Source organism: Cohnella thermotolerans DSM 17683 (assembly GCF_000429825.1).
GTDB classification, from domain to species: domain Bacteria; phylum Bacillota; class Bacilli; order Paenibacillales; family Paenibacillaceae; genus Cohnella; species Cohnella thermotolerans.
This window is the reverse complement of sequence record NZ_AUCP01000035.1, coordinates 51,366-67,225: the sequence shown is the minus strand read 5'-3', so window position 1 is coordinate 67,225 and position 15,860 is coordinate 51,366. Positions and strand designations below refer to the sequence as shown.

Here is a 15,860-nt window from a genome sequence, read left to right as displayed (position 1 = left end):
TTCCCAAACCGCGAATCCGTCGTTCGGTTAATCGGTGCGTTGCTGATGGAACTTGACGAAAAGTGGGCTAGCGGCAAGAAATATCTCGACATGACCGAGTACTTGGAATGGCGCGAATCTCAAGCGACAAAGACCACGTCGAAGGTTACACGTATCGGGTAAAGGGGCTTTACATGGAGTGGCGGGCATGATAGGCTGTTCTGCCTTGGCGATTTAACGTCAGGACATATCGCCCAATCGCCAGTCATCATGCCTGCGGAGGCTCCATGTCAAGCCCCGGCTCGACACTTCTGAACCGAGGAAATTTACACAATATTTTGGACTTGATCGCAACCTGAAATACCCGTGACGTGATTTTATAGAAATATCCGTCGCTTTGGCGGCTATTTGGATTGTTTGCATGCGCTTTCAACCCTATAATGGGCACTGGTAAGAACCGCCATTCAGGTTGGGAGGCTGAGCCGATGAGCCCTATTCGGGTGGGAATGATCGGAACGGGAGGCATCGCCGGTTGGCATGCCAGGCAACTGCTGGAACTGCCGGAAGTTCAAATCGCCGCGCTGGCGGATACGAGCGAAGTCAACCGGAACGCTTTCGCGGAGAAGTTCGGTTTGCAGAACGCCGCGCCGTATTCGGATTACAAGGAGATGCTGGACCGGGCGCAGCTGGATGCGGTCGTCATCTGTTCGCCCCATACGCTGCACTTTCAGCAGGCGCAAGATGCTCTGAGCCGCGGTCTGCATGTGCTCATCGAGAAGCCGATGACTTGCTCGTCCGCGGAAGCGGAGCTGTTAATTCAGAAAGCCAAGCAAGCCGGAAAAATCATGCAGGTGTCGTATCAACGCCATTTCCAGCCGGAATTCCTCTACATACGCGATGCCATCGCAGGCGGGGAGATCGGCAAGCTGACCTCGATTACCGCCTCGCTGTACCAGGAATGGCGGCAGGGAACGCCCGGGTCCTGGCGGCAGGATCCGGCTTTGTCGGGAGGCGGCTTCCTGATGGACTCCGGCAGCCATATTATCGATGCGCTGCTCTGGACCACGGGCCTCACCCCGGTGGAAGTCAAGCCGCAGCTTCAGATGCACGGAGCGCCGGTTGAGATCGATACGTTCACTTCGATCCGGTTCGCGGAAGGACCCGTGGCCGGACTGAATCTGGTCGGTTACTCTCCCTGCTGGCACGAGACGTTCGTGTTCTGCGGCGAAGACGGCGGAATCTTCTACGACAACGGCAACATTACCCTTCGCCGCTGGAAGCAAGACCCGATCCGGCCGGAATTGCCACAGGCGACCACCAATCAGGATAAAAGCTTCATCGATGCGATTCTGGGCCGTCATGAGGTGCTCGTCCCCGGGGAATTCGCGCTCAAAGTCGTCAAGCTGTCGGAGATGATCTACCAGGCGGCGGGCTATTCGCCGAATGCCGGGCTTAAATCGAAGGAGGATTCCGGTAGATGAAGTGTCGCATTGGGATGCGCATTCCGCCCAAGATCGGAGCGGAAGGAATCGGCCGAACGGCCAAATGGGCGGCGGAGGCCGGACTCGACTTTCTGGACGTTCCGCAGCTTACGCCGGAGATCAAGCAGGCCTGCGACCGGGCCGGCATCGCCATCGGTTCGGTCGATGTGGCCGCGGCGAAGCTGCTGAGCCGGAACGAAGCGGTGCGAAGAGACGCGGTGGAATCGGTCAAGCGTCAAATGGACGGCATCTCCGCGCTGGGCGGCAGCGTGCTGTTTATGTGTCTCGTTCCGGAAGATCCGGCCCTTCCGCGCAAGGAAGGATTCGACATCTGGAAGGAGACGTTCCCGGAGCTCGTTCGCCATGCGGAACGGACCGGCACTTATATCGCGATCGAAGGCTGGCCGGGTCCGGCGCCGCATTATCCGACGCTCGGCTGTACGCCGGAGATGTGGCGGGCGATGTTCGACGCGGTTCCTTCCCGGCATTTCGGACTGAACTACGATCCTTCCCATCTTGTCCGCCTGGGCATCGATTATCTCCGCGCGCTTACGGAGTTCGGAGAACGCATCGTCCATTGCCACGGCAAAGATACGGAAATCTTGCACGACGACCTGTACGAATTCGGGGCGCTCCCCGCCACTTTCGGCGCGAAATACGGCTTCTCGGAAGGATCGTGGCGTTACACCATACCCGGACAAGGCGACGTGGAATGGAGCAAAATCGCCGTCCGGCTCGATCGCATCGGGTACAAAGGAGCAATCAGCATCGAGCTGGAGGATCACCGCTACTGGGGATCGCTGGAGGCGGAACGCCAAGGCATCGTCAAAGCGGCGGAGCATCTCTTCCGATATTTCCGGTAATCAGGCTTGGAGATCTTCGGCGGCAACTTGGTAACCCAAGATGAGTTGGTTACTTAAGTGTACTAGGCATCAAAAAGTGACTTCTTCCAAAAACTTCTATGGAAAATTATAATTTCATGAGTTATGCAGTTCGAGATAAAACTTGGAAACTGCTCTTGTAGATTTAAAAGTTTCACAAAAAAATACTGAAGAATCTCAAAAACCACTTGACTTTCGCAAAATCGCACCATAATCGCGAAGGATACCTCTTTAATAGGTATATCTTTCAGATTATAGGTGAATTTCCATTGAAAACGCTACAAGGTCCGCGGTTTAAAGAACTTTCTCAAGGAGAGTGTGCGGGCGCACCGGCATTTCGGCAGTTGTGGGATCGCTTCGACTTCTCTTTGCTCCTCACTCAATCTGGTATTATGAAGCGCTCCGGTGCCCCGACATGGCTGCTAGCCTTCCTTTACGTGATTGGCCTGGTGGCAGGGTGCTCTTCCGTTCTCCAGATGGCTGAGCTTGCCGGGAAGGATGCCTTGCTCAAAGCGATGTTTGCCGTCCAGCAGATTACGCAGTGTGCGATGAGCCGCTTCCTCACCCACCCGTTTGCCTGGCGTACCTTCGGCAAAAAGCGAGTTACACGTCTTCAGGAAGATTCCGACACTCAGCTACGAAACGGTGATGTGGTCAATCTGGACGATACTCTCGCCGCTCATCCGTACGCCAAGGAGTTGCCGTTTCTCTGCTGGCTACGTGATCACGCACGCAAAGTGAACGTTTGGGGCATGAATATCGTCGCTCTGCAAGCGGTGTTAAAGTCGGGATTGGAGTATCCGCTCTTTTATGCCGTGTGGCGCAAAATCGGGAAAGACGAGACGGGATTGACCAAACTTGATTTGGCACGCCAAATGCTGCTGATGCTGCGCGAGAGTGTCTCTTGCCGCTTATGGGTGGCCATGGATCGCTGGTATTTGTGCAAAGAGTTTTTCGTATTTCTGATGGCAAACGGTTATGACTGGGTGACCAAGGCCAAGCGCAATACCGCGCTGTTTCAGCGGGTCATCGAACCGGGAACAGGGCGGGAGCGGTTTGTTCCGGTCACGCCGATTATGCTCATCAAAGCCGTATTCAAAGACTTGATAAAGCTCGGTTCGTCCGGACTTGTAGGCATCGCCATTCCCGATATCTATATGAAACTGCCTTACACCGTGACGAACCGCAACGGCAAACGGGTTGAGAAGCAACGCCTCGTTCCGATTGCAGCCGTAGTCGCTACCCGCCTAAAAGAAGACGAGGAAACCGCCCACGGCAAAACCGACGACGACAACGAGTCTCCAGCCACCTACAGAGGCGCCTATCTCATCATTAGTAACCGTCATGATGTGCCGCTTCAAGCACTCGGCACCTACGTCAAACGCTGGCGGATCGAGGTGTTTTTTCGGACGGCTAAGCAGGAGCTTGGATTTGAAAAGTGCCATTCGACGTCGGAAGCCCATCATCACGCGCATTTGGAGCTACTATTTGCGGCCGAAACTCTTCTCGCTTACGCACTATGGCAACTGAACAAAGAAAAAACGAGTGATGATGAAGGCTGCACCCACGGCGAAATGGTCCGCGGCCTCTTCCACACTCGTTGTCAGATCAACACTCGAACCCACAAGGGGAAAGAGCGAGTCTACGTTGATTTTGACATACAAGCGCAGCAATTTGCAAGTTTATTTCGGTTGTTTTGGCCCGAAAGCCTGGATTTACGATGGTTTTCAAAGAGCAGCTACCAAGAATTGGGGCGAAGTGCATAACTCATGTATAATTTAATGGAAAGTCCGTTAAATATCTGGATTTTCGATAGGAGGGATAGGATTTGGCAAACGAGAAGTTGAAGATCGGTATTATTCTTGGCAGCACCCGCCAAGGACGTGTAAGCCCGCAAGTCGGCCAATGGGTGAAAAAAATCGCGGATAAACGCGGGGATGCCGAGTACGAAATTGTGGATATTGCGGAGTACAAACTGCCGTTCGTCGGCGAAGGCACCGGGCAGGAACCGGGAATCGCTTCTTGGAATGCCAAGATCGAGAGCCTGGACGGATTCGTATTCATTGTCCAGGAATATAATCATAGCATTACAGGCGCCTTGAAGAACGCCCTTGACTCGGCCCGCGAACCATGGAATAACAAGGCGGCCGGCATCGTAAGTTATGGATCTACAGGTGGGGCCCGAGCCGCTGAACATCTGCGGGGGATACTGGGCGAACTCTCCGTGGCGGACGTTCGCGTTCATCCGACCTTATCGTTGTTTACCGACTTCGAGAACTTCTCCGTGTTCAAGCCTGCCGATCTTCACCTGGCCAATGTGAATGCCATGCTCGATCAGGTCGTTGCTTGGAGCGGCGCGCTTAAAACATTGAGATAAAGGCAAATAACGGTTGAAGCGGGTTTCGCGTTGCGGCGCAGAGCCCGCTTTCTTTGTCGCCGTGTCCGGCGTGTTGCGCTTACGATGACGGGCTTCTAATAAACCAAACGCAGCAACAACATCGCAAGGATCCCGGTCACAACGGTTCCCAGCAGGCTTCGAGTGAATAAGGCGACGAGAAAAGCCGGCAATGCGGCAAGGATCCCGGCGCTGTTGGCGTGGAGCGAGAATTTCCCATCCGACAGCAATAACTCTTGACCGACTAAAGCGGCCATAACGGCAACGGGAACATCATTCAGCCATCGCATGGCCCAGGCGGGAATATTCAATCGACTAAGCACCATGAGAGGAAGGACTCTTGGAATGAAGGTTGCTATGGAGGCTCCTACGATTGTTATTAGAATATACCATCTTATTTCCATTTTTCCATCACCATCCCTATTGTTGCAGCGACGATAGTAGCCACAATAACGGCCGCACTCCCGGATATTACAAAACTCGCTCCTACGACAACGACGGCAGCGCTTAAAGCAACCACGATGTCTTTTGCGATCTTTTTTCTGCTTGCTATCTGCAGGACAAGAAGTCCGATAAACATCGCTGTCAGCGCAAAATCAAGGCCGTACTTCTCGGGATTTGTTATCCACTGGCCTAACACGGCTCCCAATAGAGTTGCGATCAGCCAATTCAAATAAGCGGCGAGATTAAGCCCGACCATCCATTTCTCGCTGATTGCGCTCTTTTGCGTTATATGATTCATGGCAACTCCGAACGTCTCGTCCGTAAGCAAAGAACCGATCCACATGTTCCGCAAGGGAGATAGATGGCGAAAGTAAGGAGATAAGGCCGCACTTAGCAAGAGATGACGAAGATTGACGATGAAAATGGTCAGTATAATCGCAGCGGCCGAACCGTTCGCCGTGACCATTCCGGCAAATATAAATTGGGCGGAACCGGCATAAATGAGCAATGACATGAAGGCGATTTCTGCTATGCTTAATCCCGCCGTCTTGCCAACGACGCCAACGGCAAATCCGATGCTCAAATAACTTAACAACGTCGGGACGCAATCTTTTACGCCTTGAAGGAAGCTTTCGCCGCTTGCTTGCGCTTCATGCTTGATGTCAGGAGGGGCATGCGTCTCTCGGTCGATTCTCTTCTCCGGCCTCATTGATCCTCCAGAAATCTATCGAAGTACAGTATGCTAGGTTTAGCCATATTCTAGGACACCCGATTTATAAATTCAAGATTTATTCCGATTTGACACATAGGGATTCGTCTCATTATCGCGGAGCGCCGAACAGCAAAAGGAGGGCGATCCGCCCTCCAAAGAAGTTGTCCGTACTCTCTGCTCCGCTGCCAAGCACGATTAGCTTGCCGTCTCAACCGGCGACAGTTCGTACAGTCCTTCGTACTTGTCCGTCAGATACCGGATTAAGGGAGCGGTATCGATTCCGTTCCCTGTAGAGGCCCGAATAAGCTCGTCCGCCGACCTGGATTTGCCGAACCGATGAATATGGTTTGTTAGCCATTGGGTAATGGTATCGATCTCTCCGGCTTCAACCAGAAGGTCGTATTGCGGAAGATCGCGCCTGATGGCTTCATGCAGCTGAGCGGCATACACAAAGCCGAGCGTATAGGAAGGGAACAGTCCGAATCCGGCGGTCCAATGCCCGTCCTGCAGGATGCCCTCCAGATGAGTAGGGGGACGAACGCCCAAATACTGCTCGTATTTATCGTTCCATGCTTCCGGAAGGCCGTCGTAGTCCACTTCGCCGGCGATAATGGCTTGTTCGAGCTCATAACGAATAATCAGATGCAGATTATAGGTCAACTCATCGGCCTCAAATCTGTTGAATGTCGGCTTGACCGCATTCAAAGCGAAATAAAAGTCGTCGAGCCGCACGCCCCCGAACGTCTCGGGCTGAAGCTTTTGCAGGATCGGGAAGTTGTTGACCCAGAAGCCCTTATGCCTGCCGATGAATTTCTCAAAGAAGATCGATTGCGATTCATGAATGCCGTAAGAAGTGAAGATGCCCAAGCCCGTATGGATGAGGTCGGGGTTGATGTGCTGGGTATACAGGGAATGCCCGCCTTCATGCAGGGCGCTCCACAGGGAGACGCGAACGTCATTCTCGACGAACTTGGCCGCGAGTCTGGCATCGAAGGGGTTGATGGCCGAGCTGAAGGGGTGGACCGTCTCTCCGAATTTACCGGCCTCAAAATCGTAGCCGATGGCCTGAAGCAGCTCAATGCCTAATTGCCGTTGCTTATCGAGCGGGAAAGGCTTGGTGAAGATCGAAACGTCCGGCTGCTTCGGGGAAGATGTAACGCGCCGGATCAGGGGCAGCAGGGCGGATTTCAGCTCGCCGAACAGGCGATTTAACGTTGCGCTGTCCAGATCAGGGTCGAATTGCTGGACCAAGGGGTCATAGGGGTGATGCTCATACCCCCAATAGGAAGCGAATCTCAAGCTCAGATCGAATATTTGCTTCAAGTGAGGGGCAAACAAGGCAAAATCGTTGGCCGCCCGGGCTTCCAGCCAAGCAATATTGGCAAGCCCCTGCCGGTGGACAAAAGCCCGATACTCCTCGACGGGAATGGAGCTCCATCGCTTAAACGTTTTCCAGTGCTCCGCTATTATCCTTCGCGTTACCTCGTCGTGGTGGTCGCGTCCCGCTTCTTCCTCCAGCCGAAGGCCGAATTCCGCATCGGTTTGCAGCTTGAACAGCTCGCCCGCCAGCGTTCCTTTGGCAAGCGCGTTGTAGGAGGCGCCCTTCTTGGGAGCGCCTGTTCGCGCATCCCAGGCCAGCAGCGTTTGGATCTGTTTGTAATGCTCAATCTTCTCGATATGCTGCTGCAATTGCGGATTTAATCGTTTAAGAACAGTCAATTTTATTCGCCCTTTCTAAATAAAGGATAATTTTGAAAGTATATTAGCACTTCATAAAAGGCATGTACATAGTTTTGCAATAATCCATATGCCTCTCTCGATTAACAAAAAATGAATGAATGTATTAAGATTGCTTATTTTACAAAAGAAAACCCTCCCTTTATACTAACGATAAAAATTTATTACTAATCCTACTTATTAAGTTGTATATATGGCGATGCTGGATTAGACATTTCGAGTGGGGATGAGGGAGGGGTTATGTCATGACAATCAAAATTAAACTTGCCCTGTTTGCTTTTCTAGCTTTGCTGCTCATATCGGGATGCGCATCGGGAGAACAAGGGAAAGGCGCGCAAGAGGGTTCGTCCACCGAGCCGGCGCCGGCAAACCAAAATGCCAAGAAGGGCGGAACGTTGAACATCGGTTACCCGACGCAACCAGTCACGCTTGACGCCCATATCTCTTCGAATACGGCTGTAAAGGATATTACGCGCGAAATCTACGAGCAGTTGGTTACGCTGGATAAAAATGCGCAGGTCATCCCGATGCTGGCTGAATCGTATGAGATCAGCGACGACAAGTTATCCTATACGTTCCATTTGCGCCGGGGAGTGAAATTTCATAACGGCAAAGAATTGAAAGCGGAAGACGTTGTCGCTTCCCTCAACCGCTGGATTCGGCTGTCCAGCCACGGGAAAGCCAACTTCGCAGGCGCGGAAGCGAAGGAAAAGGATGAATATACGGTCGTGCTCCAGTTAAAAACGCCGTTCCTGCTGACGCTGCAGCTTCTTGCCGATCCGATCCCGGCAGCGGCCATTTATCCGAAGGAAGTCGTGGACGCGGCCGACGATAAGGGCATCAAGACGTATATCGGAACCGGCCCTTACCGCTTGGAAGAGTGGAAGCAGGACCAGTACATTCATTTAACCAAATTTAACGATTACTCGGCTCGAACGGAGCCTAGCGACGGCGCCGGAGGGAAGAAGGAAGCGCTCGTCGACGACTTGTACTTCCGTTTCGTGACGGACGAATCGACAAGGCTGGCCGGCATTGCCTCCGGGGAGTACGATATCGCGCTGAACATATCGGTCGACAACGAGCGGCAAATTGAGGGCAACCCGGATCTTCAAACCTTCCTGAGCCCCGGAGGGCTTATCGCCTATTTCTATAACAGCAACGACGGCTTGTTCCGGAACGTCAAGCTTCGCCAAGCCGTGAACGCGATCCAGAACGCGGACGACATTCTGACTTCGGCTTTCCGCGATCCGCAATTCTATGTCAAGACGTCTTCGCTTGTCCTTCCGGATTATCCGAACTGGTACTCGGAAGCGGGCAAGGAATTCTATAGCCAAGCCAACCCGGAGAAAGCCAAGCAGTTGCTTCAGGAGGCGGGTTACAACGGAGAAGAAGTTAAAATTTTCACGACCAGGGACTATATAGATCAGTATAACGTGGCCGTCGTTCTGCAGCAGGAGCTCGAGTCGATCGGCGTGAAGGTCAAGCTGGATGTTTACGATTGGCCCACGCTGCAGGAGAAGCTTGCAGCAGGGACAGGGTGGGACATCTATCCGATGAGTTATGCGTTCCGTCCCACCTTCTATCAATATGCCTTCTGGGGCGGCGGGGCCGGATTGCTGAAGAGCCCGGAATTGGATGAGCTGCTCCAGGGAATCCGTACGTCGGAGTCGGTTGAAGCCGCCAGGCCGCTCATCGACCGGCTGCAGCAATTCGTCTGGACGGAAGTGCCGTTCTCGCTGATCGGCCATTCGAAGCAGGTGACGGCGCTGTCGAAAAACGTTCAAGGCTTCCAGAATATATTAGGTCCTATCTTTTGGAATACGACCAATGGCAAATAAGCCGTTGCGAAAGCGAGGTCGCCATCATGGGAGGGTATGTCGTTCGCCGGTTGTTATCGCTCGTTCCCGTTCTTCTCGTCGTCGCGATCGTCGTGTTCTCCATCATCCATCTAACGCCCGGCGATCCGGCGGCTATTCTGCTGGGCGAAGAGGCGAACAAAGCCGAAATCGACGATATGAAGAGCAAGATGGGCCTGGACAAGCCGATCTACGAGCAGTTCGGCATATGGATATGGGGCGTGCTCTCCGGCAATCTGGGACAGTCGATCTTCCTGCACAAGCCTGTGACGGAAGCTTTCTTCGAGCGGCTCGGTCCTACGTTGTCCTTAACGGTCATCGCGCAGGCGATTGGCGTCGCGTTGGCGTTGCTGCTCGGCATCACGGCGGCGAAGCGTAGAGGAACGGCCATCGATCAATCGGTGATGAGCTTCTCCATGCTGGGCATTTCCATCCCGAGTTTTCTGCTCGGATCGCTGCTCGTCATGCTTTTTGGCGTCAAGCTGCGCTGCCTTCCCGTCGCGGGCTATCAGCCGCTCAGCGCCGGGCTGTGGCCGCATCTGAAATATTTGATCCTGCCGGGAATCGTGCTGGGCGTCATCCAGGCGGCGCTCATTGCCCGGATGACCCGATCCTCCATTCTCGACGTCTTATCGGAGAATTTCATGAAGACGGCTAAGGCCAAGGGCGTGAAAGAAAAAACGATCATATACACCCATGCGCTGCGCGTCTCTTTTATCCCCATCTTAACCGTCATAGGAGAATCGTTCGGAGGACTCGTCACCGGAGCGGCCGTCATTGAGACCTTGTTCAATATCCCAGGCGTCGGACAGCTCATTGTCAACTCCATCAGCCGAAGAGATTATTCCGTCATTCAAGGTTCGGTGCTGCTGGTGACGGTCGCTTACGTCTTCATCAATTTGATCGTCGATTTGCTATACGGCTTGGTCGATCCTCGCATTCGATTAAGCAAGAAATAAGCGGGAGGAGGAGAAGGCTTGGCGGCCCATTCGGAGACAGTCACGGCGCCGACGGCGCTTCGCAGGCGGGAGCGCCGGCAGCTCGCGGTCAGCCGATTCCTGGCGAACCGTTTGTTGACTTTCGGAGCGGTCATCCTGCTCGTCGTTGTGCTGCTGGCGGCGATTGCGCCGGTTGCGACGCCGTACGGTCCGCTTCAGATCGATCCGGTTAACCGGTTGAAGGGACCTAGCTGGCAGCATCTTTTCGGAACGGATAATTTCGGCCGGGACGTCTTCACCCGGGCGGTATACGGCTTGCGCATATCGGTTGCGGTCGGATTTGCCGTAACGGCAATCGCCTCCCTGATCGGGATGATCGTCGGATTATTATCGGCGTGCTATTCGGTTCTGGACGCTATCTTCATGCGCATCTGCGACGGCTTGTTCGCATTCCCTTCCATCTTGCTGGCGATTTCGATTATGGCTGCGCTCGGACCGCATCCGGGCAATGTCGTGATCGCCTTAAGCATAATCTTCATCCCGTCGGTGGCCCGCATCATCCGTTCGAAGGCGTTGGTCGTGAGAGAGTTGACCTACATTGAAGCGCTTCATGCGCAAGGGGCGAGCAGTTGGCGCATCATCTGGATTCATATGGCGCCCAATGCGCTGTCCCCTTTGATTATCCAGTCCACTTATATTTTTGCCGTCTCCATCTTGACGGAAGCCTCTTTAAGCTTCCTCGGGGCCGGCATCCCCTCGCCGTCTCCGAGCCTCGGCAATATGCTGTACGACGGAAAAGCGGTCATTTATAACGCCTGGTGGATGACGGTATTTCCCGGCAGCTTCCTGCTGCTGGTCGTGCTTGGGCTCAATCTGTTCGGCGACGGTCTGCGGGATGTGCTCGACCCGCGCGCAAGCAGGATGAAAGGGGGAAGACGCCGTGGCAACAAAACCTCTCCTTGAAGTAAAGGATTTGAAGGTCTCTCTCGCAACGGAGACCGGAACCGTAGTGGCCGTGGACGGCGTAACCTTCCATGTGCATGCGGGCGAGACGCTGGGCATTGTCGGGGAGTCGGGCTGCGGCAAAAGCGTGACCGCCGAATCGATCCTAAGGCTGTTCGACCAAGAGGACGTCACTTACTCCGGACAAGTGCTGTACGAGGGAACCGACTTGCTGCAATTATCGGATAGGCAGATGGAGAGCATCCGCGGCAATGAAATATCGATGATCTTCCAAGATCCGATGTCTTCCCTTAATCCCGTTCAAACGATCGGCAAGCAGATTGCCGAGAGCCTGAAGCTGCATCGCGGCTTGAGCGGCAAGCAGGCGCGCCGCGCGGCTGTCGAGCTGTTGCGGTTAACGGGCATCCCGTCGCCCGAGCAACGGGTGGACGAGCACCCGCACGAAATATCGGGCGGCATGCGGCAGCGCGTCATGATCGCCATCGCCCTCGCCTGCAAGCCCAAGCTGATGATCGCCGACGAGCCTACGACGGCGCTGGACGTTACGATCCAGGCTCAAATCTTAGAGCTGATCGGTCATCTTCAAGCGGAGACGGGCATGGGCGTTATCATGATTACGCATGACCTGGGCGTAGTCGCCGAAATCTGCGCAAGGGTCGCCGTCATGTATCTCGGGCAAGTGGTGGAAGAGGCCGGCGTGGACGATTTATTCTACCGGCCACAGCATCCTTATACGATCGGATTGATGAGATCCATTCCTCGGATCGACGGGGAACGCAACCGCAAGCTCCATGTCATCGAGGGAACCGTGCCGTCGCTGCGCCATGTTCCGGCCGGCTGCAGGTTCGCGCCGCGATGCAAGTATGCGGACGAGCGCTGCCTTCACCGGGAGCCTCCTTTAAACCGGACGGCTGACGGACATGCGGTGCGCTGCTGGTATCCCGGAATCGCGCCGGTTGAGGAGGAGGCACATGAACTCGGAATTTTCGGTTAAGACGCAGCCGCTGCTGCAGGTTAAAGAGCTGCACAAGCACTTTCCCGTCAAATCTTCGCTTGGCCTGACGACGGGGCATGTCAAAGCGGTGAACGGCGTCTCCTTCGACATTGAGACGGGACAGACGTTCGGCCTCGTAGGCGAATCCGGCTGCGGCAAAAGCACGTTGGGACGGACCATCCTCAGGCTGATCGAGCCGACATCCGGGGAAGCGGCCTATGAGGGAACGAATCTGTTCGCTTTGGACAGACGGGAATTGCGAAGCTATCGGCAAAACATGCAGATGGTTTTCCAGGACCCTTATACTTCGCTCGATCCGCGCAAGCGCGTAGGATATTCCATTGAAGAGCCGCTGCTCATCCATAAGAAGGGCAACAAGCGGGAACGAACGGAGATCGCGATGGCGCTGCTTCGGAAAGTCGGCTTCAGCGAAGAGCATTACGATCGGTTCCCTCATGAATTCTCGGGCGGCCAGCGCCAGCGGCTCGGAATCGCCAAAGCGCTCGCGCTTGGGCCGAAGCTTCTCATCTGCGATGAGCCGGTCTCGGCTTTGGACGTCTCGATCCAATCCCAAGTCATTAATCTGCTGGAAGAGGTTCAAGAGGAGCTCGGCATCGCGTATTTGTTTATTGCGCACGACCTTAGCGTGGTCCGCCACATCGCGGATCGGATAGGCGTCATGTATTTGGGAGAAATGGTCGAGCAAGCGCCCACGGAAGCGTTGTTCGCTCATCCGCTGCATCCTTATACGAAGTCGCTGCTGTCCGCCGTCCCCGTTCCGGATCCGAGGGCCAAGCGGCAAAGGGTCATGCTGAGCGGGGAGATTCCTTCGCCCCTGAAGCCCCCCTCCGGCTGCGTTTTCCATACGAGATGTCCTTACGCCATGGAAGCTTGCCGGCATACGGTTCCGGAGAGACAGCTTGTCGGACCGAACCGCGAAGTGAAGTGTCACCTATACCATCAATGATCCAATCGTTTAATGCTTGAACGGAAAGCGAGGCGAGCTTGCACCATGAGTTTTCGCAATGCGGCAGAGAAGTGGAAGGATGAAGCGATACGGCTTCGCCGCCATATCCATCAGAACCCGGAGCTGGGCCACCAAGAGTTTGAAACGGCCAAGCTGGCAGCCGGATTCTTGACCGGTTTGGGGCTGGAAGTGCAAACCGGCGTAGGCGGAACCGGCGTGATCGGTTTGTTAAGGGGCGTGCAGGAGGGGCCGACGATCGCAATACGCGCCGATATGGACGCCTTGCCGATTGTGGAGAAGACGGGATTGCCCTACGCCAGCGTTCGAGAGGGCGTCATGCACGCATGCGGACACGATGTTCATACCGCGATCCTCCTGGGCACGGCAGCTGCCTTGAACGAATACCGGGATCGGCTTCGGGGCACGGTGAAGTTTATTTTCCAGCCTGCGGAGGAGGTGAGCGGAGGGGCTCCCTATCTGATCGAAGCGGGTTTATTAAGGAATCCGGATGTGGACGCCATTATCGCGCTGCATGTATGGCCGGACTTGCCTGCCGGAACGATCGGCTTGAGGAAAGGCGCACTGCTCGCGGCCGCCGACAGCTTCGATATTCGCGTCACCGGCAAAGGCGGCCATGCCGCCTATCCGCATCGAACCGTCGATCCCGTCCCCATTGCGGCGCAGATCGTGACCGCGCTGCAATCGATCGTATCCAGGAACGTATCGCCGCTCGATTCCGCCGTCATTTCCATTACGAAGCTGCAAAGCAACAGCAACGCCTATAACGTCATCGCCAGCGAGGTTCGGCTTGGAGGCACCATCCGTACGCATAGCAAGGAAATCCGCGAAGCGATCCCCGCGCAATCGCCAGGCTGGCGGAAACGATAGCGGCCGGCTTCGGAGGCGCGGCGGAATTCACGTACTTCCGCGGCGGCTCTCCGGTCATCAACGACGAACGCATCGTCGATCTGATCGAGGAGGCTGCGGCTTCCGTAATCGGGAGGGACAACGTCGTCTATTTAAAGGAGCCGTCCATGGGCGCCGAAGACTTCGGTGCTTATCTGGAATTCGTACCGGGTGCGATGTTCCGGCTGGGTACCGTGACTTCCGAAGATCCCCGGTCCAAGCTTCCGCTCCACAGCGACGCTATCATTTTCGATGAGAACGCCATCGTTACGGGGATATCCGTGCTCGGAGAGACGGCGATTCGTTATTTGAACGAAGCCAAGCAGCCACTGAAGCGATTGCGGGAGGATGGATGACATGGCTGAGCCGGAGCAGCAACAGACGGAATTGGATTCGCTGTTAAATGATATAAACCCCAAGCTGCTGACCGAATATAACGGACAGATCGCTAAGGAAGTGCGCTTGTCGGGCTCGGAAGAGGAATTGCGCGCCTTCTTGTATTTGAAAGGCGGCTGGACAGGCAATAGCCGGCAACCGTTTAAAGGTTACGCCATCTTGGAAGGACGCTCGAACTCCGGAATGTATATATTGTGCTGCAATAAGGCGGATTGAATATCTTGAAGCAGCCTTTCGCTCGCCGAACCGATCGGCGTATTCCGTTTGCGCAAGATGCCTACGATCGGACCGACATTCAAATCGGCGATCTTCTTTATGACCGTGCCGGGTATGGCGGGACAGATGGTAGCGATGGGGGCGATCGAGATGCCAAGCTTCGCTTGCACGTAATATTTGTGAGCTCTGATATTGCTAATTTCAATGCTTTGATATTTGCCGTCGAGTTTCTCGGCAAGCAACTGTTCGATCCGGATTCGGATCGGACAGTTCGGCGGGGTAAATAAAAATTGCTGCTCTTTTAAATCCTGCAAACAAACTTCCCTTAACAGCGCAAAAGGATGCGTATCGTAAAGGAGCAAAGCCATGGGCTCAAAGAGAAGAGGCTGAAAATCGGTCTCCAAGCTGACTTCGGGAGAAGGGCAGACGGCAAAATCGATTTGCTCGTCCATGAGCAGATCATTCAGCAGCTTGCTGTCCCCGATGCGCACGCTAAGCTTGATCCTGGGATTTTGCTCCACGAACGCAGAGAGAATGGCGGGCAGCCGATGGCTGGCGGTCGGCTCCGAAACGCCGATCCTTACATATCCCGCTTTCCCCTGCTGAATGTCCGCAATTGTATGGGTTAAATATTCGTATTCTTTGAGGAGCTGATCCGCTCTGGCGTAGAAGATTTTCCCCGCCTCTGTCAACTTAATCTTTTTCCCTCTGTCGAGCAATTTAGTGCCCAGGTCGGCTTCAAGCTTCTGAATGTGCAGCGTGATGGCGGGCTGCGAGTATTGCAGCGCTTCTGCCGCTTGTTGGAAGCTCCCTAGCTTTACGATCGTTTGAAAGGTCTTGATCATCCGCATTTCCATGGCAAACACCTTTCTTCCCTAATGATTCATAGAAAGTCCTTACCATTTCTTGTGAGTAGTAGTATATCATAATCAAAATATACTATTCCAATAGGAAAATGCGGTTCTGATAGAACATTCCCGGAGAATCGAGAAATA

General features: G+C 54.4%; 16 protein-coding genes and 1 pseudogene. 13 read left to right on the top strand and 4 right to left on the bottom strand.

Annotated features, from left to right (window positions below; genetic code table 11):
- The 5 genes and pseudogenes from G485_RS29755 to G485_RS0106270 form a co-directional block, all read left to right on the top strand.
- Positions 1 to 162: pseudogene (locus G485_RS29755) on the top strand (IS256 family transposase); the annotation flags it as partial.
- A 302-nt stretch (positions 163 to 464) separates the two neighbouring features.
- Complete coding sequence (locus G485_RS0106285; RefSeq protein ID WP_027091858.1) at positions 465 to 1,460, top strand: Gfo/Idh/MocA family protein; 996 nt, start codon at positions 465 to 467, stop codon at positions 1,458 to 1,460.
- A complete protein-coding gene (locus G485_RS0106280; RefSeq protein WP_027091857.1) occupies positions 1,457 to 2,323 on the top strand; it encodes a sugar phosphate isomerase/epimerase family protein in 867 nt (288 codons plus the stop codon). The genes G485_RS0106285 and G485_RS0106280 overlap by 4 nt, the downstream gene beginning before the upstream one ends.
- 287 nt (positions 2,324 to 2,610) lie before the next feature.
- Positions 2,611 to 4,107 carry a transposase gene (locus tag G485_RS30790; protein WP_240489077.1) on the top strand — a complete coding sequence of 499 codons (1,497 nt, stop codon included), beginning with the start codon at positions 2,611 to 2,613 and terminating at the stop codon, positions 4,105 to 4,107.
- 62 nt (positions 4,108 to 4,169) lie between these two features.
- Complete coding sequence (locus G485_RS0106270) at positions 4,170 to 4,718, top strand: NADPH-dependent FMN reductase (RefSeq protein WP_027091855.1); 549 nt, start codon at positions 4,170 to 4,172, stop codon at positions 4,716 to 4,718.
- A 95-nt stretch (positions 4,719 to 4,813) separates the two neighbouring features.
- Here the strand turns inward: G485_RS0106270 and G485_RS0106265 are convergent, their stop codons facing one another.
- The 3 genes from G485_RS0106265 to G485_RS0106255 all read right to left on the bottom strand — a co-directional run bounded on the left by G485_RS0106265 (position 4,814) and on the right by G485_RS0106255 (position 7,611).
- A complete protein-coding gene (locus G485_RS0106265; protein WP_027091854.1) occupies positions 4,814 to 5,140 on the bottom strand; it encodes an AzlD domain-containing protein in 327 nt (108 codons plus the stop codon).
- On the bottom strand, positions 5,131 to 5,889 hold the full coding sequence (locus tag G485_RS0106260) for an AzlC family ABC transporter permease (RefSeq protein ID WP_051318066.1): 759 nt from the start codon (positions 5,887 to 5,889) through the stop codon (positions 5,131 to 5,133). Before G485_RS0106260 ends, G485_RS0106265 begins: the two co-directional genes overlap by 10 nt.
- Positions 5,890 to 6,087: 198 nt before the next feature.
- Positions 6,088 to 7,611, bottom strand: a complete 1,524-nt coding sequence (locus G485_RS0106255) for a carboxypeptidase M32 (protein ID WP_035155017.1) — start codon at positions 7,609 to 7,611, stop codon at positions 6,088 to 6,090.
- Positions 7,612 to 7,874: 263 nt separating this feature from the next.
- Here G485_RS0106255 and G485_RS0106250 point away from each other — a divergent pair, with 263 nt between their 5' ends.
- Genes G485_RS0106250 through G485_RS29750 form a run of 8 tightly spaced genes read left to right on the top strand, consistent with a single transcriptional unit; the run spans position 7,875 to position 14,865 of the window.
- On the top strand, positions 7,875 to 9,467 hold the full coding sequence (locus G485_RS0106250) for an ABC transporter substrate-binding protein (RefSeq protein WP_027091851.1): 1,593 nt from the start codon (positions 7,875 to 7,877) through the stop codon (positions 9,465 to 9,467).
- Positions 9,468 to 9,493: 26 nt separating this feature from the next.
- Positions 9,494 to 10,444: an ABC transporter permease gene (locus G485_RS0106245; RefSeq protein WP_027091850.1), complete on the top strand. Its 951-nt coding sequence runs from the start codon at positions 9,494 to 9,496 to the stop codon at positions 10,442 to 10,444.
- Between the two features lie 18 nt (positions 10,445 to 10,462).
- Complete coding sequence (locus G485_RS0106240; RefSeq protein WP_027091849.1) at positions 10,463 to 11,386, top strand: ABC transporter permease; 924 nt, start codon at positions 10,463 to 10,465, stop codon at positions 11,384 to 11,386.
- Positions 11,364 to 12,380, top strand: coding sequence for an ABC transporter ATP-binding protein (locus G485_RS0106235; RefSeq protein WP_027091848.1), 1,017 nt, complete (start codon positions 11,364 to 11,366; stop codon positions 12,378 to 12,380). The genes G485_RS0106240 and G485_RS0106235 overlap by 23 nt, the downstream gene beginning before the upstream one ends.
- Complete coding sequence (locus tag G485_RS0106230) at positions 12,358 to 13,347, top strand: ABC transporter ATP-binding protein (RefSeq protein ID WP_027091847.1); 990 nt, start codon at positions 12,358 to 12,360, stop codon at positions 13,345 to 13,347. Before G485_RS0106235 ends, G485_RS0106230 begins: the two co-directional genes overlap by 23 nt.
- A gap of 45 nt (positions 13,348 to 13,392) precedes the next feature.
- Positions 13,393 to 14,235: a M20 metallopeptidase family protein gene (locus G485_RS25345; protein WP_051318065.1), complete on the top strand. Its 843-nt coding sequence runs from the start codon at positions 13,393 to 13,395 to the stop codon at positions 14,233 to 14,235.
- Positions 14,211 to 14,609, top strand: a complete 399-nt coding sequence (locus tag G485_RS28800) for a M20/M25/M40 family metallo-hydrolase (RefSeq protein WP_084423146.1) — start codon at positions 14,211 to 14,213, stop codon at positions 14,607 to 14,609. Before G485_RS25345 ends, G485_RS28800 begins: the two co-directional genes overlap by 25 nt.
- A 1-nt stretch (position 14,610) precedes the next feature.
- Positions 14,611 to 14,865, top strand: a complete 255-nt coding sequence (locus G485_RS29750; protein ID WP_156922174.1) for a hypothetical protein — start codon at positions 14,611 to 14,613, stop codon at positions 14,863 to 14,865.
- Here G485_RS29750 and G485_RS25340 read toward each other — a convergent pair.
- Positions 14,799 to 15,722, bottom strand: coding sequence for a LysR family transcriptional regulator (locus G485_RS25340; RefSeq protein ID WP_051318063.1), 924 nt, complete (start codon positions 15,720 to 15,722; stop codon positions 14,799 to 14,801). The two genes, G485_RS29750 and G485_RS25340, sit on opposite strands and share 67 nt — an antisense overlap.
- Between the last annotated feature and the right edge of the window lie 138 nt (positions 15,723 to 15,860).

Excerpts from the sequence above, each read along its gene's own strand:
- G485_RS25345 (WP_051318065.1), top strand. The coding sequence starts at position 13,393 with ATGAGTTTTCGCAATGCGGCAGAGAAGTGGAAGGATGAAGCGATACGG.
- G485_RS0106230 (WP_027091847.1), top strand. The coding sequence starts at position 12,358 with ATGAACTCGGAATTTTCGGTTAAGACGCAGCCGCTGCTGCAGGTTAAA.
- G485_RS0106245 (WP_027091850.1), top strand. The coding sequence starts at position 9,494 with ATGGGAGGGTATGTCGTTCGCCGGTTGTTATCGCTCGTTCCCGTTCTT.
- G485_RS0106265 (WP_027091854.1), bottom strand. The coding sequence starts at position 5,140 with ATGGAAATAAGATGGTATATTCTAATAACAATCGTAGGAGCCTCCATA.
- G485_RS25340 (WP_051318063.1), bottom strand. The coding sequence starts at position 15,722 with ATGGAAATGCGGATGATCAAGACCTTTCAAACGATCGTAAAGCTAGGG.
- G485_RS29750 (WP_156922174.1), top strand. The coding sequence starts at position 14,611 with ATGGCTGAGCCGGAGCAGCAACAGACGGAATTGGATTCGCTGTTAAAT.
- G485_RS0106250 (WP_027091851.1), top strand. The coding sequence starts at position 7,875 with ATGACAATCAAAATTAAACTTGCCCTGTTTGCTTTTCTAGCTTTGCTG.
- G485_RS0106280 (WP_027091857.1), top strand. The coding sequence starts at position 1,457 with ATGAAGTGTCGCATTGGGATGCGCATTCCGCCCAAGATCGGAGCGGAA.
- G485_RS0106260 (WP_051318066.1), bottom strand. The coding sequence starts at position 5,889 with ATGAGGCCGGAGAAGAGAATCGACCGAGAGACGCATGCCCCTCCTGAC.
- G485_RS0106285 (WP_027091858.1), top strand. The coding sequence starts at position 465 with ATGAGCCCTATTCGGGTGGGAATGATCGGAACGGGAGGCATCGCCGGT.